The following is a 20,593-nucleotide window of genomic DNA, read 5'->3' on the forward strand; positions in this document are numbered from 1 at the left end:
CCCCTCCTTCCTTGTCCATTCTCTACTTTAGGTGGCTTTGCGCAGCTCAAAAAATGAAGTTTTTTTTGGTTCAGCAAAAACAACATTTTGAGTTTGAAAAGGCTAAATACTTGTCTTTTATATAACTTTCGTGTAATAGATATGTATGCATCCAATCATATATCTACTCAATACGTTACTTGATCTTTATAGCTTCATTCTAATATGTTGGGTTGTCCTAAACTGGCTGGTTAAACTTAATATGGTGAACATATATAATGAAACTGTCAGTAGCATAATGCACATCTTGAACCAATTGACATATCCACCACTAAAGATTATTAGAAGATATATACCACCGTTCAACGGATTAGATTTATCTATAATGATATTGCTAATAACAATTCACTTTGTAAAATATACAGTAGCTTACTACTTTAGGTAGATGTTAAAAAAATATCTAAAATCAGCAATATATCTATCCCTTTTAATATATATATATATATCAGTTTTTAGCTATAACTATAAAGATCCTTCCTTAAACACAGCTACAAATGAGGAAGTGACAAATTTAGGTGGAATAGTAAGTTCATATTTAGCTGATATATTGGTTCAATTTCTTGGATTAACTAGTGTTACAATAGCTACAACCATAGTTTACTTGTTGATCTTCAGGCCATCAAAAAGGCTGCTAAAAATTCTCTATTTAATATTAATCAATTTAGGGATATGTGCTATACTACCACAACTTTCGCTAGGCATCACTGCAAGGTACAGACACAGTGGAATAATAGGGAATGCACTAATTAATAACTGCCCGTTTTATATATTTGTGATAGTAACATCAATAGGTCTTGTAGGATCTGTTGGTTGGAAGAGAACAATTTACTCTCTATTCTTCTTATGTAAAAAAATAGCTTGCTTATTTGTAAATGTTCCATTCTTCAGATCACATAAAACTACTGAGTATTCAATTGCACCATTAGTAGTAGAAGAAAAACATAGAACTAAAATCACTACTAAACAACAACCAAAAGAAAGACAGAAAAAAGCTACCGAGGAGGTTTTAAGTGAGTTTAAGTTTCCAAGTATCCATTTACTTTCTAAAGCAGAAGAGTCTTTGCAGAGAAAACAGCTAAATGAAATGGAGAGCAATAAAAATTTATCTCTGCTGGAACAAGTCCTGAGTGATTTTGGCGTGCAAGGAAAAATTATCAGTGTATGCTATGGGCCGGTTGTGACTTTGTACAAACTTGAACCACAAGCTGGCACGAAATCTGCAAGAGTAATTGGCCTTGCAGATGACATTGCACGTTCGATGAGTGCACTCTCTGCACGTATTTCAATAATTCGTGGGCAAAATGCTATGGGAATAGAGTTGCCGAACAAGGAACGGGAAATTGTAATGCTGCGTGATTTGCTTGAATCCCCAGAATACCAAAATGCAAACTTAAATCTCCCAATTGCGCTTGGCAAAGAAATAAGTGGAAAACCAGTTATTGCAGATCTAACTAAAATGCCCCACTTGCTCGTTGCTGGAACCACAGGGTCTGGTAAATCAGTTGCGATTAACACTATGATTCTTTCACTCGTTTATCGATTAAGTCCTGATGAATGTAAGATGATAATGATCGACCCAAAAATGCTTGAGCTTTCAATATATGATGCAATACCGCATCTAATAACGCCAGTGGTAACAGAGCCAAAAAAGGCTGTAGTCGCTCTTAAGTGGATAGTGAAAGAAATGGAAAATCGCTATCGCATGATGTCCTATTTAAATGTGCGCAATGTAATAAACTATAACCAAAGAATCACAGAAGCGATGAATAGTGGAATAGAATTGGAGCGCGTTGTGCAGATTGGCTTTAACTCAACAACAGGCAAACCTCTGTTTGAAAAAATACCAATCAAGATGGAAACATTTCCGTATATTGTAGTGATCGTGGATGAAATGGCAGATTTGATGCTTGTTGCCGGCAAAGAAATAGAGTGCTCTATTCAACGCTTAGCTCAGATGGCTCGTGCTGCAGGAATACACATCATAATGGCAACACAACGCCCATCTGTGGATGTGATCACAGGTGTGATAAAGGCGAACTTTCCAACGAGAATCAGTTTTGCTGTTACTTCTAAGATAGATAGCCGTACAATACTTGGCGAACAAGGGGCTGAACAATTGCTCGGCATGGGTGACATGCTCTATATGGCCTCTGGTGGTAAGATCATTCGAGTTCACGGCCCATTTGTAAGTGATAATGAGGTGCAAGATATAGTTGATCATCTGAAAATGCAAGGTGAGCCAAACTACATGGAGGAAATCACTAAAGAAGATGAAAATTCTTCTACAGAGTCACACGATGAAACGGAGGATGAAGAAAATGACCTCTATAACCAAGCAGTGGCCATCATTCAAAGAGATCAAAAAGTTTCAACCAGTTACATTCAAAGGCAGCTTAGAATAGGCTATAACAGAGCAGCAAACATCGTTGAAAGAATGGAAAAGGAAGGTATTGTCAGCGCTCCAAATTACTCAGGGAAAAGAGAGATATTGGTTGAATAACAATCTTGTAATACCTTAATTTAAGTTTTCGCACTTTCAAAAAGCAAGTCAAACGAAATTATTAAAAGATCAATACATAATGACAATTGATTTAATAATAATTTAAACATTTGGAATGTAAAATTATAATATATTAATTAACTAGGGGGTTAAAAATGGGTATAACTAAATGGGTACTTGGCTTTGATGAGTCAGATATAACAGCATTGCAGGAAAGTCAACAAATTGATGCTGAGCAGTTTGAAAAAGTTTTTGGTGCATTAAAAGAATGGCAAGAAGCTCAAAAGATAGATGCTAAACAGTTTGAAGAGGTATTTAGTGCATTAAAAGAATGGCAAGAAGCTCAAAAGATAGATGTTGAGCAGTTTGAAAAAGTTTTTAGTGCATTAGAAGACAAGATTGGTACTAAGCAGTTTCAAGCTATGCAAGAGCACTTAAACGGCCTGCAAGAAAAAGTGGAAACACTTGCAGAGGCAGTAGCAGATCAACAAAAAATAATGGCAATTTGTATCATAGTCAGTGCTGTTGCCGCAATAGCAATAACTAGTTTTGTTGCATTCTGTATCTATCAGGGAGTTAAGCTTGATAAAGAGAAAAAAAACGACTTATCTAAAGATACGCCAGACGCAAAACTTAATAATGTAGATACTACCGATGGTACTGAAAAACTACAGAATAACTTAAAAGTTGCAAACATATAGCTGCATAACACTTTTCTTGAAAAGGTGTTACGCAACTTGTAACACCTTACTCTTCTCTTAGTCTGCGTAGGTTTTTTTGATAGCAAACATATCACTTTTTAGAAAAATATTTGTATTGTAAAGTTAGTAAAGATTCTGGTTTACTTAAAGTTTGTTAATTGCTATCTTTTAAAACACGATATTTACTATAGCACCATATGCTTAGGGTTTTTTCTAAAATTTTATTTATATTAATGTTTTTGGTTTCTAGCTTTTTTACTGTGCATAGTGCTGAAGCTAAATCTAAGCTCAGTAAGAGATACATACCTCCTGGTAACCCTGGTGGTGCAAACTTTCATACAGATGAGGATTTTGCTGAGTCATATAAACTGTATGAGAAGCGTAGGGAATTGCTCAAGAAAAAAAAATTACAAGATCGAGCTATAAATAAAGAAGATCTAATCAAAAAATTAAAAGAGAAAAAAATTGCTAGTCTTGATAATGAGCCAAATGACATGGAAGCTTGCATAGTCGACGATGAAGAGAGCACTATGATAAATCAGCATGGTATTAATATCGCACGTTTAAGGGGTGCTGTATTTATAGATCAAGAGTCAGTTTTCCAGTATGAAAATAAGCAGCATGAAAGTGAACAACAAGAAGAGAAGAAAGTTACTTCAACACGAGAAAAGAAAGTTTCTCCTATAAATGTCACTATAAAAGAAACTCCATCAAGAAGAACGTGCTCACATGATTCTATTGCTAATTTGGATAACGTAGATGCTTATAGTTTGAATGGTTCAAGTTCATTTGGCAGTGTAGCTGACACAGTAAAATAGTATCACAATATTGGCCATTAATAATATGCTAGATAAAGACCTGATATTGAATGATAATACATATGAATTATCGCAGATTTCCAGGCACAAAACTCATGTTGTAGAAGTTGGAAAAGTAAAGATAGGCGGAAATAATCCTGTAGTTGTACAATCTATGGCGCTTGGCGTGCATATAGATGCTGATAATATAAAAAGTAGCGCAAAACATTATGCAAAAGAGATAACAGAACTAGCGCGTACAGGTTCAGAATTGGTGCGAATTGCCTTGAACTCAGAGGAGGTAGCAAGAGCAATACCTTATATAGTAGAAGAGATAAATAAAGAAGGTTTTGACGGTAAAATATTGGTAGGCTGCGGTCAATATGAGCTAGATAAATTAGTTCAAGATTATCCAGACAACATCAAAATGCTGGGTAAAATTAGAATCAATCCAGGCAATATAGGCTTTGGCGACAAACGTGATGAGAAGTTTGAAAGGGTGATAGAGTATGCAATAATGCACGATCTTCCGGTTAGAATTGGGGTAAATTGGGGTAGTCTTGATAAATACCTTTTGCAAAAATTGATGGATGAAAACTCTTCGCTTAGTAATTCAAGGCCTTCTGATGTTATACTGCGCAAAGCACTTGTAATGTCTGCTCTTGATAGTGCAAAAAAAGCTGAAGAAATTGGTCTAAATTCAAACAAAATAATCATTTCATGTAAAGTTAGCAAAGTACAAGATTTAATTTTAGTTTATATGGCACTTGCAAAATCTTCCAATTATGCGCTGCATTTGGGTTTAACTGAGGCTGGTATGGGCAATAAAGGTGTGGTAAATACCGCAGCAGGGCTTACTTATTTATTGCAAAATGGCATTGGAGATACAATACGGGCTTCTTTGACTCAACGTCCTGGTGAATCGCGTACTAATGAAGTGGTGGTGTGTCAGGAAATATTGCAGTCTATAGGCTTGCGACACTTTAACCCTCAGGTTAATTCATGTCCTGGTTGTGGGCGCACGAGTAGCGATCGTTTTCGTATATTAACTGAAGAGGTGAATGGCTATATAAAAACTCATATGCCGATGTGGAAGAAAAAAAATCCAGGTGTAGAGCATATGAACATTGCTGTTATGGGATGCATAGTAAATGGTCCTGGAGAAAGCAAACACGCAAATTTGGGAATCAGCTTACCTGGATATGGAGAAAAACCTGTTTCAGCAGTCTACAAAAACGGCAAATATTTCAAAACTTTACAAGGTGATAATGTCTCTGAAGAATTTAAGGCAATTATTGATAATTATGTGAAGAAGCATTACACGTAACCTTTCACGGTTAATTAATAGATAAATCGCAAATAAAAAAGAAAATTAAACCTTGTTTTTCTTTTTTCGTTGGGAATGTTCAAAAAAGTGTGTCAAACCGAAAAAAAAGTAATAAATTGATATAAAAAAAATGGAGGTTTGACTGACCTTACCCAGAAAAAGTGGAGAGAAAGTTTGGAATGTTTTTCACAAAGAGAATGATGAATCAAAATGCTCAGGAATGCAATAGTTAATAGTGACGTTGTTTGTTATAAAAAATTTCTATATATTCAAATATAGCAGTTTTGATATGCTGTTTAGAGTGCCGAGAGGTGTCTATTGGTAACTCCCTTTTTAGAGAACTGAAGAAGCTTTCCACAACAGAATTGTCGTAACAACAACCTTTATAACTCATCTATGTTTTTTATGGATAAGAGATATTGATAACCTTGCGAAGTATATTGTGAACCTTGATCACTATGTAATAGTAGATTTTTGGCAGGTTTACGCTTGTTAACGGCCATTAATAAAGAGTCCATAACCAATTGTTTATTTATTGAACTGCTCATTAACTACCATGCGTGAATATAGATCGATTATTGTTGCCAAATATAGCCATCCTTCTTTGGTTTTTATATAAGTAATCCCATACTTTATTTGGTTGATCGACAATAAAGTTTTGGTCTAATATATTGGGAGCTACTGTCCGTTTGTTGTTTCTTAATTTTAAATTTTCTTCTCAATATAGCCTGAATACCATTTTTCTGCATAATACTTTGCACTGTTTTTAAGTTGCAACTTTTACCCAAAGCCTTCAATTCAGCATGAATTTTAGGAGCTCCATATCTACATTTAGAAACTTGATATATTTTTTGAATAGCTGCGAGTAGCTCTTTATTTGCTGATTCTCTACTGCTTATTTTTCTTGTGGTCCACTTATAGTAGCCACTAGCAGAAAATCCTACATAATTCCTGTACTTTATAGCAGTTACTATGCTCTTTTATAAAAAAATATTTTACTCTTTTTGACTGGCCAGGGCTTTTTTTTAAATGTCTCTTTCCCTTGTTACTCTTGCTAACTCTCTTTGTAAATCAAACCTCTCTTTGTCGTAAGGAGCCATGTTACCTCTACCTGGAAATGCATCTGCTGCCGACTTTTTTTCGTTGTGTTTCTTTATCCATTTTCCTAATAAACCACCCTTTATTCCTAAATCCTTTGCTATTTTTGTAATTGTTTGACCTGCCTTTCTTTGTTCATTTGCCAGTTTAACAGCTTCCAATTTGAATTCTGCCGTATATTCTCTTGCCATTTCTAATCCTCCAAAATTTTATTTTACCCGAAAAAACTCCTTTCTTTCTCTCCACTTTTTCTGGGTAAGGTCACTTGGCAACAGTTGCTCTACTTTCTCCTTCATCCAATGCTTCCATTGCTTCCATTGCTTTTTTCCTTAAGTCGTAACTATACGCTGCTGGCATACAAACCCCTCTACCATAAATCCATTCTTACCTTATTGGGATTATTATGAGAAGAGCTATAACTCTATGGGAGGGAAGCAAAATCTGGGATTCGGCCTTAATGGCATTAGCGTTGCATCAGCTTCACCCTCCCTGTGAGGTATTTTAGCTCTAATGCCTCACATCATAAAGATACAAGTGTCAAGCTACTTGGATGACAGGGGAGGGAGGCACTGGGATGACAGGAGAAGGTAGTGGGATGACACCCTGACAACCGTCATCCCGCTGCTTGTTAGCGGGATCTAGAGATACCGCGAATGAATCGCGGCATGACGTAGGACTGCTTTCATTCCAGTGCTTGACACTGGAATCCAGCCTTTCTGCAATCTCATCGAAAACGTTGTAACCACTTTCTATGCTAGTTTGCTTGTGAGCAACCTGGATTCCAGTGTCAAGCACTGGAATGACACCGTTATAAAGGAACCAGTGTCAGCTACTTGAATGACACAGTCTTTGCTTAAACCCGTAACGTTCGTACATTTTGCTAAAAGTTCAAATATCAACATCATGCACATTAAGTGCATTGCTATTAATAAAATCACGGCGTGGTTCAACTATATCACCCATTAATATTGAAAATATGGAATCAGCTTCTTCACAATCTTTTATTTCAACCTTTAATAAAGTTCTAGCCTCAGGATTTAACGTAGTATCCCATAGCTGATCAGCATTCATTTCACCAAGACCTTTAAATCTCTGCAGAGTTAAACCTTTTTTACCATAGTCCATTATTATTTTTGCAAGCGTACTTGGAGAAGTGATTCTTATTTCAGTTTCTTGTGACTTTAAAAATGAATCACCATTAAATAAATTACTTATACCATCAAGCAAACTTAATATGTTTTGCATATCTTTGCCTTCAAGCATACTAAGTGCAAATATATATTTGTCTGCCAATCCTTGAAACAATTTAGAGATATGAATTTCTTTTTCTTCATCTTTTATTTCCACTTCCCAAGTGTATTCGCTGTACATTAACTTCAAATACTTTAATATCTCATCAGCCGATGATAGAGCATTCTTTTTACTTAAAATTAGCAATGACTCTAAGAGATTTTGTGGTATTTCTCTATCATAATTTTTGCTAATATTAGAAGTGCTAACGCATTTATTCAAAATAAGGCGCAAGTTGTTAAATTCTGTAGCTGTACCACTTAGTGTTAATCTTTTAACTGCTGAGTTTATTATATACTCTTCAAAAGTTTCGTCATCTTTAATATAAGTGTCTTTGGCATTCTTTGTAACTTTATAGAGGGGTGGCTGTGCTATGTATAAGTAACCTTTTTCAATAACTTCACGCATATGTCTAAAAAAGAAAGTTAGAATCAAAGTTCTTATATGTGAACCATCAACATCTGCATCTGTCATGATGATAATTTTATGATATCTAGCTTTTTCAATATCGAAGTGTTCACTCCCTATTCCAGCACCAATTGCAGTAATTAAAGAGCCTATTTCTGCAGATGAAAAAATACGATCTAAACTTACACGTTCTACGTTTAGAATTTTTCCTCTTAAGGCAAGCACTGCTTGTGTTTTACGATTACGCCCCTGCTTTGCAGTACCACCTGCTGAATTACCCTCTACTATAAATAATTCCGATAACTCAGGAGCTTTTTCCTGACAATCAGCAAGCTTTCCTGGCAGAGTTGCAATATCAATATTGTTTTTGCTTTTAACTAGCTCGCGCGCTTTTCTTGCAGCTTCTCTTCCTTTTGCTGACCTGATTGCTCTTTCTACTATGCTTGCTGCCAATTTGGGATCAGTTTCAAGGATTGTGCTCAATTTATCAGAAACTATACTTTCTACAACTGCACGTGCTTCAGAACTAACTAGTTTATCTTTTGTTTGTGAAGAAAACTTAGGATCAGGCATCTTAAGAGATAAAACACAAGTTAAACCTTCTCTAACGTCCTCTCCAGTTAAATTTACTTTTGCTTTCTTTAAAAACCCTTCATTAGTTGCATAGGTATTGATACATCTAGTTAGTGCAGATCTAAATCCTGCCAAATGCGTACCACCATCTCGTTGCCGTATATTATTAGTGAAACACAACATATTCTCATAGTAGGAATCATTCCATTCCATCGATATTTCCAAGCTGATGCCAAGATCTTCTGCATCTCCTTTCATACTGGCAATTTTAGTTACATGTGTCTTATTCTTATCTAAATACTGCACAAAATTTGCTGTACCAAAATTGTCTTTAGATTGATTGCTCTGATTGAAATGAGATTCTGTATATGGTTCATTGCGCAGATCACGTAAAGTAATGTCGATATTTGAATTTAAAAATGCTAATTCTCTTATACGACTTTCAAGCGTTGAGTAACTGAAATTAATGCCATTAAAAGTCTCTGTTGATGGCATGAACGTGACTTTAGTTCCTCTTTTGTTTGTATTTTCGTTGACTACCTTTAAAGGTTCAATAGACTCACCATCTTCAAAACGCATAAAGTGTTCTTTCTTATTGCGCCAAATAATTAATTCCAACCAGCTTGATAATGCATTCACAACTGAGATTCCAACACCATGTAATCCCCCAGAAACTTTATAGGTATTGCTGTCAAATTTACCACCAGCATGGAGTTGAGTCATTATTACCTCTGCTGCTGATATTCCTTCTTCTTCATGAATGTCAGTTGGAATGCCACGACCATTGTCGGTTACTGATACTGAACCATCTTTATTTATGCTAACTTCAATTTTATCACAATACCCAGCTAAAGATTCATCTATTGCGTTATCAACAACCTCATATACCATGTGGTGCAAGCCAGATCCATCGTCAGTGTCACCAATGTACATACCTGGACGTTTCCTTACAGCATCAAGACCCCTTAAGATTTTTATTGCATCGGCATTATAACTATTTTCCATGGTATTGCTTCGTTTATGAATGTTAATTAATATTACATTCATATATGCTGATTAGCAACATTTTTAAACTGATAACCCATATTAAAAGCACAACTTTACGAATGTTTATTTTTGAAGACAGCAAATAGTGTCATTCCAATGTGTCTTCCATAACTGTACGAACATTCATTTTTGAAGGTAAATTGCACAACAGATGATGTCATTCCAGTGCTTGACACTGGAATGGCTTTGTTGCATCGCTAGCTATGATGGATTAAAGATAAAAAAGATGGAGAATATCAGTAGCTTATTATTCTGGTATTTATAACAAGAACGGTCAGTGAATACCTAAATTTGAGTAAAAGAAATTTCACTACCACTCACTAATCCGGCTAAAATTCAAGAATTTCAATGCTTTAGCTATTTTCAATAGAATTAAATTTATTAATGTAAATAATAAATTACTATTCTTAAATTTGATCAGATTGATTGCAAAAAAACAAGATTTTCAATAGGTTACTTATAATCCTAACTATAGTTAGCCTTTCATAAGTAGCGATGCAACAAAGCCCACTGGAATCCAGAAATTTTGCTTATAACTGAGCTGATGAGCTAAAGGTAGTTGTCTTACGCTAAAACAAACGTTTTTAATTAAGTTGCATAGAAGCTGGATCCCAGTGTCTGGGCACTGGGATGACACCCCACTGGTGGGAATTGCTCCCAAACTACAACGTTCGTACAGTTGTGTGTGTCTTCCCATGGAGATTGCTCTCAAATCATAATGCTCATGCAGTTGCATGCTCGACTAATTAACAGAAAAATCTATAATTCAGTTTACGTATTTTCTTATCTCAGCCAAAATCTTATCAGATTGACTTTCGTCTGAATTTAAATCAGCTGCAAAGTGTGTAACATATTTTCCTCCAGGGCCAATAAGGTACATTATTGAAGAATGGTTGATTTCTTCTTCTCCACCAACTTTGCTAGCATATACTTTATACTTTGCAATTACTTCGTCTATTTTTTCTCTTTCACCAGTTAACATTTGTATTCTGTGGTCAAATTGCTGCTGAAATTCTTTAAGTCTTTCCGTGCTATCGCGCTCAGGATCGACTGTGATGAAGAATGTTTGTAGCTTGTTGTTAGTTTTCTCATCTAACTTTGCAAGTGTTTCTGAAATTATTCCAAGGTTCATAGGGCAAATTCTTTTGCATGAGGAAAACCCAAAGAAAATCATCATGTATTTATCTTTAAAATCACTACTGCGCAAGATCTGTCCGTCCTGATTAATTAAAGAAAAATCTCCGCCTATCTTAACTTCTGCGTTGTGAATCGCTGCTGGGGCAAATATGCCTTTTTTAGTGAAATAACAATAACCTAAAAAAACAACTGCTAATGCTGCTAGCACATTAGATAATAATCTTATAAACCTTACCATTAGAATGCTCTCAGTAAAATTGAATTGTATCTTTATTGGTTAACCTATTCAATATATTTATTCCAAAGTGTATTGTTAATTTTGTCTAACAGTTTCTTATGTTCATCAATTTCTTCACTATTTGGTAAATGTTCTCTGGGAGTTAGATTACGTACTTTATGCTGAACGAATGTGGAGTTACTGTCCTGATTGCATTCATTATCAAACAGAAAGGTTTGTAACCCTCCTGTAAGTTCAACATATACCTTTGCAAGCAATTGAGCATCAACTAGTGCTCCGTGCAATTCTCTATTCTCTAGCGATATATCAAAACGCTTACATAATGCATTCAAAGAAGCAGGTGATCCTGCGAATTTTTTCCTCGCAAGAGGTAATGTATCTAGCACTCTGTCTGAGGAAATTAACCTAGCATTCAGCTTGCTTAACTCCATGTTAAGGAACTTAACATCGAATTCAGCGTTGTGAATTACCAAAATATCATTAGATATAAAGTCAAGAAATTCAAGTGCAACATCTGAAAATAATGGTTTATCTTCTAAAAATTCTTCACTAATACCGTGAATCTTAAACGAGTGATAAGGTATATCTCTTTCTGGGTTAAGGTACCGATGGAATACTTTACCTGTTGGAATGCGGTTAATTAATTCCACACACCCTATTTCAATAATTCGATGACCAGATTCAGTGTCAAGACCTGTCGTTTCAGTGTCAAGTACTATTTCGCGTAGCTTGCTTTCCATTTCAAATAAAACTCATCTTACTTATCATTTGTCTTATCGTTACTTGTCTTTTTATAGTGAATAGAAACAAGCAACCAGCTTGGGTCTGATGAATTAACATTTTTTTTGAATTGCCATACATCCTCAACTTTATTAATAGTGGATGTACTACCTGATATTATATCTCCTTCATTGTTCTTAACGAAGTTAATTTGCTCTGAAAGGAAATATACTGCAATAAACACTGCGTTTTTTACTAGCTTTATTTCTAAAATCTTTTGTGAAACGATAGAAACAATTATAGACTCGTGCACCTCTTTACGATGTTTAATCTTCTCTGCAAAATTATCATATAAGTCTTTATCGAGAAGTGGTTTTAACTGAGACAAATTTCCTTGATTGAAACATTTTATTATTAATTCAAAAGCTATGCTTGAACCTTCTATAAAGTGGGAAATAGAAAAATCTTTGTTTTTTTTTAATATTTGTTTATAAGTAACTTTTATTGAATTTTCATCATTGCTATCAATGTAACCCTCAATGTTTTCTACTACATCTTCTCTACTTCGGCTTACATCCAATACATTAGTTAGCTTTTTTAGGTTGAGGTTGGCTGACCTTCCTAAAGAATTATACAAACGTGAAAAAATGAACGCCGCTAATAAAGCATATATTACAAGCTCTATCATAGTAACTCAACTCCTTGGCATATAAAGTATCCGAACATTATTAATTATTAATGAAAATATGTTTTTCATATCAACTTATAATCAGGTTTGCTATTCGTTTGTAAATGAATATATTATATAAGAAAGTATTAAATATCTCAACTTAATTAAAGGAGACGTAAGAAATGCCACAACAAAAAATGAGAATTCACGGTCAATATGTTAAAGATCTATCATTTGAGAATCCGAATTCGCCATTCCTTTCTTCTAGTAAAGCTCCAGATATTAATGTAATGGTTAATATCAATTCAGCAAAATTAGAAGGGACGAAAAACAAAGAAGAAGTGAATGAAGAAAAATCTTTTCATGAAATTACTTTGCATATAGAAGTCAAAGCAACGGTAAAAGATGAAGGCATAAAAGATGGTGTAGCTTTCATTTGTGAGACGAAATATTGTGGCATTTTTTCAATAGAAAATTTAAAAGAGTTGAGTGAGGAAGAGGTAAGACAAGCTTTGTTTATTGGCGGACCTACTTTTCTTTTCCCTTTTGCAAGAGAAATAATTGCAAGAGTTACAAGTAGTGGTGGATTTCCCCCACTGATGCTAGATCCTATAGATTTTGAAACTATGTATGAGCAGCAAGGTCAACAACAAAAAAGTAACGGTAGTAATTCCAATTTTAACTAATATAGTGTGATAGGATGAACAATTCTTTAAATGCAAAAACGACTTTAAACATTGACGGGAAGTCATACAACTATTTTAGCCTAAGTAGTGCTAGTGAATTTTTAGGAATAGATGTGACTAAATTGCCTTGCTCACTTAAGGTTCTGCTTGAAAGTTTATTGCGCAATGAAGATGGAGTAAACGTAAAGCTAGATGACATAAGAGTACTAGCAGACTGCGTTAATAAACACACTAATCACGAAATTAGCTATAAACCAGCAAGGGTGTTGATGCAAGATTTTACAGGGGTTCCTGCTGTTGTTGATCTAGCTTCAATGCGGGACTATGTTAAGAAAAATGGAGGAAACCCAAGCAATATAAATCCGTCTGTACCGGTTGATCTTGTGATTGACCATTCTGTTCAAGTAGATAGTTATGGAAGTGTTTCCGCATTCAGTAAGAATGTTGAGTTAGAAGTAAAAAGAAATTTGGAGAGATATCAATTTTTAAAGTGGGGAGAATCGTCCTTCACAAATTTTAGAGTAGTGCCGCCTGGCACAGGGATTTGCCACCAAGTGAACCTTGAATATTTAGCGCAAGTTGTGTGTAATAATGATGGAGTCATATATCCTGATACTTTAGTTGGTACTGACAGCCATACTACAATGGTTAACGGGTTATCAGTTCTTGGTTGGGGTGTTGGAGGCATAGAAGCTGAGTCTGTGATGCTTGGTCAACCAATTAGTATGGTGATTCCAGAAGTAGTTGGATTTAAATTAATTGGCAGACTGCCGGAAGGAGTAACTGCGACTGATTTAGTGCTGACGGTTACCAATATCCTAAGAACAAAAGGCGTTGTTGGTAAGTTTGTAGAATTTTATGGTGATGGTTTAGATTATTTATCTTTGGCAGATAGAGCCACTATAGCAAACATGGCCCCAGAGTATGGTGCAACTTGTGGGTTTTTTCCAATTGATCAGAAAACACTCGATTATTTACATTTAACAGGGCGACCAGAAAAGCTGATTAAGTTAGTTGAGGCTTATGCGAAAGAGCAAGGATTGTGGCGTGGCAATAATGAGTTAGCATTTTTTGACGCACTAGAACTTGATTTATCGAGCGTGAAGCCAGTAATGGCTGGTCCTAAAAGACCACAAGATAAGGTTTTTCTTTCACAAGTGGCAGAGTCTTTTTCTAAATCATTTTCAGTTAATGAGTCAAAGGAAAGCGATAAACTCCAAGATGGAAGTGTAGTTATTGCAGCAATAACAAGCTGCACTAATACTTCAAATCCAAGTGTGATGATTGCTGCAGGTCTTGTAGCTCGTAATGCAATTAAACTTGGATTAAAATCAAAGCCTTGGGTTAAAACTTCTCTTGCTCCAGGGTCACAAGTTGTAACAGAATATTTAGAAAAGTCTGGATTGCAGGTAGATCTAAATGCTTTGGGTTTTAATCTAGTTGGATATGGTTGCACAACTTGCATTGGGAATTCTGGTCCACTTAATAAAGATATAGAAGATGGCATTAAAAACAAAAACTTAACCGTTGCTGCAGTTTTATCTGGCAATCGTAACTTTGAAGGAAGAATTCATCCGTTAGTCAAAGCTAATTACTTGGCATCTCCGCCACTTGTTGTTGCATATGCACTTGCTGGTACTGTGCAAATTGATCTGACAAAAGATTCAATATGCAAAGATAAGAATGGAAATGATGTCTATCTCAAAGATATATGGCCAACAAACAATGAAATCGAAGATTGTGTTAAAAGTGTGGTAACACGTGAGATGTTTATACAAAAGTATAAGGATGTTTTTTCTGGTGATGAACATTGGCGGAAGATAAAGTGTGAAAAAAGTGAAATCTATAATTGGGATGCAAACAGTACTTACATACAAAATCCGCCTTATTTTGATAACTTATCACCTAAAAATAATAAAATCGATATAAAGGGTGCACAAATATTAGCAATGTTTGGCGATAGCATAACTACTGATCATATTTCCCCTGCGGGAAATATTGCCTCGAGTAGTCCTGCCGGTCTATATTTAAAAGGGCTTGGAATTGAACCACGGGATTTCAATTCATACGGGTCTCGCCGTGGTAATCACAATGTAATGATGCGTGGGACTTTTGCTAACATTAGAATAAAAAATGAAATGGTTAGCACCGAAGGTGGATATACAAAATATATTCCTTCTCAAGAAACTATGCCAATTTTTGATGCGGCGATGCGCTACAAGGAAGCTCTCATCATTGTGGCAGGAAAGGAGTATGGCACAGGTTCAAGTAGGGATTGGGCAGCAAAGGGTACTTTATTGTTGGGGATTAAAGTTGTAATTGCAGAAAGCTTTGAGCGTATACATAGGTCCAACTTAGTTGGTATGGGTGTTCTTCCACTTATATTCCAAAATGGAATAACCAGAAAGATATTTGATGGTAGTAAGGTAATAAGCATAAAAGGTGAAATAGTGCCAGGTGGAAATCTAGAATGTATCATCAAAGGAAAGGATAATTCTGAACAATCAATTCAACTCAAATGCTGTGTACAAACCGCAACTGAGACTAAATACTTGATGTGTGGTGGAGTGTTGAGCTACATACTTGCACAATCTTTTTGATTTAGTGAAGTTATTGCATGGACTTCTTTTAGCCAGCCCTGATCCCTTTGTAAATAGCAATTTGCTCTGCACAAAGTTATGATATAATTTCACCATACATATGGTGTCGGAGTATTTTTTGGAGATAATTATATATGATAAGCTCTATACAAGAACCTAATGAACTCAGAAAACGTTTACAAGGATTTTATCGTACTGATGAAAAGAGTTATATACGTTATCTTGTAGAAAAAGCAGAGCTTTCGGCTGATTCAAAAAATAGAATTTATAATATTGCAAAACAAGTTATTGAAAAAATCAAACACAATAAATTAAGTATTGTAGATTCCTTTATGCAGCAATACTCGCTTTCCAATGATGAAGGAATAGCATTGATGTGCCTTGCTGAATCACTACTTAGAATACCAGATGATTATACAATAGACGAAATAATCAAAGATAAAATTGCCAATCAGGAATGGAATAAATATTTAGGGCACTCTTCTTCGTTGTTTGTCAATGCTTCCACATGGAGCTTGATGATAGGTAGCAGTATATTGAGAGATAATGAAGGCGATTCGAAGTTCTATTACGCAATTTCTAAGTTACTTAAGAATTTAGGAGAACCGATCATTCGCAAAGCAGTAAAACAAGCAATGTCTATGCTTGGTAATCATTTTGTTGTTGGAGAAACCATAGAAGAAGCTTTAAGGTATGCAAAACTAGATGACAATAGTAAGTTTTTATACTCTTTTGATATGCTTGGCGAAACTGCTCACACAGCTGAAGATGCAGAAGAGTATTTTAATTCATACATGCACTCAATAAAAGCTATAGGTGAATCCACTGAAATAAATGATTGTTTTAAATCGCATGGAGTTTCAATCAAATTGTCTGCGTTACATCCACGTTATGAATTTGGTCAATTCGATAATATAGCTGAAGAGTTGAGAGCTAAACTGCTAGAGCTTTGTCATGAAGCAAAAAAATACAACATTTCATTATGCATAGATGCAGAAGAAACAGAAAGGCTTGAAATGTCCTTAATCTTGTTTGAACAATTACGGCTTGATGAATCACTTTCTGAGTGGGAAGGGCTTGGCTTGGCTGTGCAAGCATATCAAAAGCGCGCTTTATCTGTTCTTGACTTTGTTGAAGATGTTGCTATCCGATCAAAGCACAAAATTATGGTGAGGCTTGTAAAAGGTGCATATTGGGATTCAGAAATCAAGCGTACGCAAGAATTGGGATTAAATGATTACTCAGTATTTACAAGAAAAAGCTATACTGACGTATCTTACTTCGTGTGCGCACAGAAACTTTTGAGTAAACCAAACAGCTTTTACCCATGCTTTGGAACTCATAACGTCTATACTTTTGCTTCTATCATGGAACTTGCTGATAAAAACCACCCTGGATTTGAATTTCAACGCTTACATGGAATGGCAAAAGACTTATATGATTATGCAATGTCAGAGCTTGCAACAAATGTTAGCTGTCGTGTCTACGCACCCGTTGGGGAACATAGTGACTTGTTGCCTTATCTTATAAGACGCCTTCTTGAAAATGGAGCTAATAGTTCGTTTGTTAATCAAATAAGTGATCCTAACGTTAAAATCGATGAGTTAATTTCAGATCCACTGGAAAAAGCTATAAATTTTAATTATGAACCTCATCCAGGCATTCCATTACCACAAGATATTTTGGGACCAGAAAGAAAAAATTCCTTGGGGATGGATATTAGTGATTCTGTGATAGTCTCACAATTTGCAGATGATATAAAGGGTTTTAGTGAAAAAAAGTGGCAAATTGGACCAATAATTGATGGAAAAGCACTATTTGATAATGCTGAATTTATCGAAGTAGTGAATCCTGCACATTTGGAAAATGTAATTGGAGAAGTGTCAAGTGCAACAAGCGATCAAGCTTTAAACGCTCTTGAAATAGCACACAGTGCTTTTGCTAAGTGGCAGAATGTTTCAGCAGAAGAGCGCGCTAAATGCCTTGAAAAAGCTGCAGATTTGCTTGAGGAAAGGATGAAAGAGTTAATTTACATTCTGATTGTGGAAGCAGGAAAAATTTTATCCGATGCAATAGCAGAAGTAAGAGAGGCAATCGACTTTCTGCGTTATTATGCAATGATAGCAAAAAATGAACTGAGCGACTGGAAAAAATTGCCGGGCCCAACAGGTGAAGATAACTTCATCTTTTTTGAAGGCAGAGGAGTTTTCTTATGCATATCACCGTGGAATTTTCCGCTCGCTATCTTCATTGGGCAGGTCTCAGCTGCACTTGCAGCAGGTAATGCAGTGCTGGCAAAACCGGCAGAGCAAACGCCGATTATTGCCTACGAAGCTGTTAAGATACTACATGAAGCTGGGATACCAAAGAATGTGTTACACCTCATTCCTGGGGATGGTGGATATTTAGGCAAAATATTAGTTCCAGACAATAGAATTGCCGGAGTAGCTTTTACTGGCTCAACACAAACTGCTCAAATAATCAATAAAATGCTTGCAAATAGGGATGGTCCTATTGTGCCACTTATTGCTGAAACAGGAGGGCTCAATGCTATGATAGTTGATAGCTCTGCTCTTTTAGAGCAAGTGGCTATGGATGCTTTGCTTTCTGCGTTTCGTAGCAGTGGTCAACGCTGTTCTGCACTTAGAGTGCTGTTTATTCAAGAGGACATAGCAGAGAAGCAGATAAAAATGATATGCGGTGCAGCGCAAGAACTCAAGATTGGTGACCCAATACAACTTAGTACTGATATTGGTCCAATAATTGACAAAGCATCTATCGATATGCTAACTCAACATACGCAAAAAATGTCAGAGGACGAAGATTCAAATCTGTTATTTAAAGTACCCATGGATACAAATTCTCATAATGGTTATTTCTTTCCTCCATATATTTATGAGATACAAAAAATTTCGCAATTAAAGCAAGAAGTATTTGGTCCTATTTTACATATCATACGTTTTAACAAGTCACAATTAAATGAAGTTATAAGTGATATAAATAGTACTGGATATGGGCTTACGTTTTCTTTGCAGAGTCGTATACAAAGTCAAATTGACACTATAAGTAAAAAAATATCAGTTGGAAATGTCTACATCAACCGTAACCAGATAGGTGCAGCAGTTGGGATACAACCATTTGGTGGTAGAGGACTATCTGGCACTGGGCCAAAAGCTGGTGGTCCTCATTATTTACAGCGTTTTTCTACAGAAAAAGTTGTAAGTGTTAACACTACAGCATTTGGTGGTAACACTACACTTATGTGTTTGGATTAATTTGCGGGCCCTAATTTTTCTTACCCCTAAACTAGACGTTCGTGCAGTTATGTACACAGCGCTAAAACCCGAAAAGGACCAGCTCATGCACTGAAATAAATCGTATCCGTTCAGCCAATGGCGTCAACTTAAGAACTTTCATTAGCAAACTCTCCTAAAGACATGATGGCGTTTAGGCTTATCTACTTTATTGCGGCTGTCCCGGTCGGATTTTAACTTTAGCGCGTATACTTAAAAAGGGCTTGAAAGTTTTTTGGCGCAATAAGTACCTGATAGAGTTTCTGTCTCATTACACTAAATAAAACTGAAAAATTTAAACGATACTCAGTAATTTGATCTGGGTTCCAAGGCCCTTGTGCATCACATATATGAAGCGATAATATATTGCACATGACCAAGTTTGCCCAAAATTCTTGTAATACAGCCTCTCCAGAAAAATTCTCTAACTCTGCTCCTACTTTGAGTCGTTTATAGCACTCCTCTATGTGCCACCTTAACACATAAGCTTTGCTCCAAAGTCTCGGTCAAAAACTCTGTTTCTCAGTTGGCTAATGTCAGCACTATAACTCTTACTTTCTGTCCTTTCATTTTATTTTTTAGCTTTTCATTTTCTAATATAAAATCAAAATCTAATTCGCCAGCGTTCCCATAGCTTACTATAATTTCTTTTTTGCAAGCGAAAAATAAAATCTACTTCCAAATTATAATGCTGCTGAATGAATTTTACTGAAGACGATCATAGATAAATAATAATTTCTCTTGATTTAATAAACGCATTTGAGTGATAACTTCGGGTAATTGCTCTGCCGCCAACGTTTGTTCACCTATATTCCAAGCTGCAAGACGAGCACTGCAAATCAGCGAAGTACACAAATCAACAAACAAATTGCCAATGGTGCCTGTTGTTCCATTTGGTTCAAACTCGGATACAATTTCCCCAGAGCTGGGTAATCTCATACCAGAACCATCTGCTGCAATAAGTCTATAGCCTCTCCAACTCAGGTTCATCCTGATAGGCTGTTTGGATGCTTAAATTCTTGAAAGCCTGTATGGCAAATCTTATATCTTGCTTTAGAAAAAGCTTGCTTTGAGGGTACATGTCAATGGCTCCATAAGTTCACATTCTATTCCCAAACTTTTTTTAACTAACTTTAAAATCATAGAAAATACTGTCGAAAAAGGAAGTTTTCTTGTTCGTGTAAAACTCAACACAATGGATTTTCTGAAAAGTTTTCGAGTATATTATATTTTTAATTTGTAGAATAAGGTTTTTTCCTTTTTGCATATTTCACCTAAAAAGGACACATTTTAGACTTCTTTGTTGAAATAAAACAGAAACAAAAGTGCTGTCCCTTGCACTCTTTGGATAATTTAATGATAAAAAATTTGGAGAGAAATTTTATACACAATCTCTGACATTTTTCCTTAAGTTGACGCCATTGTGTGAACGGTTACGGTTTCCCGTCTTCACCATGCTATATAGAAAA

The 20,593-nt window shown here is 35.6% G+C and carries 19 protein-coding genes and 1 pseudogene; 8 read left to right on the forward strand and 12 right to left on the reverse strand.

The window, feature by feature from the left end:
• Positions 1-145: 145 nt before the first annotated feature.
• From ACFEL3_RS03670 to ispG, 5 genes are all read left to right on the forward strand, one after another.
• Positions 146-424 carry a YggT family protein gene (locus ACFEL3_RS03670; RefSeq protein ID WP_006279515.1) on the forward strand — a complete coding sequence of 93 codons (279 nt, stop codon included), beginning with the start codon at positions 146-148 and terminating at the stop codon, positions 422-424.
• Positions 425-2,539 (forward strand): FtsK/SpoIIIE family DNA translocase, encoded by a 2,115-nt coding sequence (locus ACFEL3_RS03675; protein ID WP_010962378.1) that lies wholly within the window; start codon positions 425-427, stop codon positions 2,537-2,539. It abuts the gene before it with no gap.
• 155 nt (positions 2,540-2,694) lie between these two features.
• Entirely contained in the window at positions 2,695-3,240 is a 546-nt protein-coding gene (locus tag ACFEL3_RS03680; protein WP_095742623.1) for a hypothetical protein, read from the forward strand.
• A 197-nt stretch (positions 3,241-3,437) separates the two neighbouring features.
• Positions 3,438-4,058, forward strand: coding sequence for a TRP75-related protein (locus ACFEL3_RS03685; protein ID WP_070356736.1), 621 nt, complete (start codon positions 3,438-3,440; stop codon positions 4,056-4,058).
• Between the two features lie 25 nt (positions 4,059-4,083).
• Positions 4,084-5,364, forward strand: coding sequence for a flavodoxin-dependent (E)-4-hydroxy-3-methylbut-2-enyl-diphosphate synthase (gene ispG / locus ACFEL3_RS03690; protein WP_070356735.1), 1,281 nt, complete (start codon positions 4,084-4,086; stop codon positions 5,362-5,364).
• A 229-nt stretch (positions 5,365-5,593) separates the two neighbouring features.
• Here ispG and ACFEL3_RS03695 read toward each other — a convergent pair whose 3' ends face one another.
• The 11 genes from ACFEL3_RS03695 to ACFEL3_RS03745 all read right to left on the reverse strand — a co-directional run bounded on the left by ACFEL3_RS03695 (position 5,594) and on the right by ACFEL3_RS03745 (position 12,563).
• Positions 5,594-5,758 carry an IS3 family transposase gene (locus ACFEL3_RS03695; protein WP_080717620.1) on the reverse strand — a complete coding sequence of 55 codons (165 nt, stop codon included), beginning with the start codon at positions 5,756-5,758 and terminating at the stop codon, positions 5,594-5,596.
• Positions 5,748-5,882, reverse strand: a complete 135-nt coding sequence (locus ACFEL3_RS03700) for a hypothetical protein (RefSeq protein ID WP_375316743.1) — start codon at positions 5,880-5,882, stop codon at positions 5,748-5,750. The genes ACFEL3_RS03695 and ACFEL3_RS03700 overlap by 11 nt, the downstream gene beginning before the upstream one ends.
• 114 nt (positions 5,883-5,996) lie before the next feature.
• The gene (locus ACFEL3_RS03705) at positions 5,997-6,338 is read right to left on the reverse strand and encodes an IS3 family transposase (protein WP_081420820.1); all 342 of its coding nucleotides are present in this window, start codon (positions 6,336-6,338) and stop codon (positions 5,997-5,999) included.
• Between the two features lie 51 nt (positions 6,339-6,389).
• Positions 6,390-6,653: a transposase gene (locus ACFEL3_RS03710; protein ID WP_010082386.1), complete on the reverse strand. Its 264-nt coding sequence runs from the start codon at positions 6,651-6,653 to the stop codon at positions 6,390-6,392.
• Between the two features lie 346 nt (positions 6,654-6,999).
• Positions 7,000-7,257: a hypothetical protein gene (locus ACFEL3_RS03715; RefSeq protein WP_010962372.1), complete on the reverse strand. Its 258-nt coding sequence runs from the start codon at positions 7,255-7,257 to the stop codon at positions 7,000-7,002.
• A gap of 93 nt (positions 7,258-7,350) precedes the next feature.
• A complete protein-coding gene (gene gyrB, locus ACFEL3_RS03720) occupies positions 7,351-9,738 on the reverse strand; it encodes a DNA topoisomerase (ATP-hydrolyzing) subunit B (protein WP_010962371.1) in 2,388 nt (795 codons plus the stop codon).
• Positions 9,739-9,833: 95 nt separating this feature from the next.
• Positions 9,834-9,956: a hypothetical protein gene (locus ACFEL3_RS03725; RefSeq protein ID WP_010962370.1), complete on the reverse strand. Its 123-nt coding sequence runs from the start codon at positions 9,954-9,956 to the stop codon at positions 9,834-9,836.
• 299 nt (positions 9,957-10,255) lie between these two features.
• Positions 10,256-10,516 (reverse strand): hypothetical protein, encoded by a 261-nt coding sequence (locus ACFEL3_RS03730; RefSeq protein WP_010962369.1) that lies wholly within the window; start codon positions 10,514-10,516, stop codon positions 10,256-10,258.
• A 30-nt stretch (positions 10,517-10,546) separates the two neighbouring features.
• The gene (locus ACFEL3_RS03735; protein WP_010962368.1) at positions 10,547-11,155 is read right to left on the reverse strand and encodes an SCO family protein; all 609 of its coding nucleotides are present in this window, start codon (positions 11,153-11,155) and stop codon (positions 10,547-10,549) included.
• Positions 11,156-11,199: 44 nt separating this feature from the next.
• Positions 11,200-11,895 carry a DNA polymerase III subunit epsilon gene (gene dnaQ, locus ACFEL3_RS03740; RefSeq protein WP_010082574.1) on the reverse strand — a complete coding sequence of 232 codons (696 nt, stop codon included), beginning with the start codon at positions 11,893-11,895 and terminating at the stop codon, positions 11,200-11,202.
• Between the two features lie 17 nt (positions 11,896-11,912).
• Positions 11,913-12,563, reverse strand: coding sequence for a Tim44/TimA family putative adaptor protein (locus ACFEL3_RS03745; RefSeq protein WP_010962367.1), 651 nt, complete (start codon positions 12,561-12,563; stop codon positions 11,913-11,915).
• Between the two features lie 164 nt (positions 12,564-12,727).
• On the opposite strand from ACFEL3_RS03745, the gene secB reads away from it, so the two are divergent.
• The 3 genes from secB (at position 12,728) to putA (ending at position 19,106) form a co-directional block, all read left to right on the forward strand.
• Entirely contained in the window at positions 12,728-13,231 is a 504-nt protein-coding gene (gene secB / locus ACFEL3_RS03750) for a protein-export chaperone SecB (RefSeq protein WP_006279761.1), read from the forward strand.
• 14 nt (positions 13,232-13,245) lie between these two features.
• Complete coding sequence (gene acnA / locus ACFEL3_RS03755; RefSeq protein WP_038199466.1) at positions 13,246-15,831, forward strand: aconitate hydratase AcnA; 2,586 nt, start codon at positions 13,246-13,248, stop codon at positions 15,829-15,831.
• Between the two features lie 134 nt (positions 15,832-15,965).
• Positions 15,966-19,106 carry a bifunctional proline dehydrogenase/L-glutamate gamma-semialdehyde dehydrogenase PutA gene (gene putA, locus ACFEL3_RS03760; RefSeq protein ID WP_190321123.1) on the forward strand — a complete coding sequence of 1,047 codons (3,141 nt, stop codon included), beginning with the start codon at positions 15,966-15,968 and terminating at the stop codon, positions 19,104-19,106.
• A gap of 141 nt (positions 19,107-19,247) precedes the next feature.
• Here the strand turns inward: putA and ACFEL3_RS03765 are convergent.
• A pseudogene (locus ACFEL3_RS03765) lies at positions 19,248-20,391 on the reverse strand (transposase).
• Positions 20,392-20,593: the final 202 nt, after the last annotated feature.

Source organism: Wolbachia endosymbiont (group A) of Opomyza germinationis (genome assembly GCF_964264765.1).
Classification (GTDB): domain Bacteria; phylum Pseudomonadota; class Alphaproteobacteria; order Rickettsiales; family Anaplasmataceae; genus Wolbachia; species Wolbachia pipientis.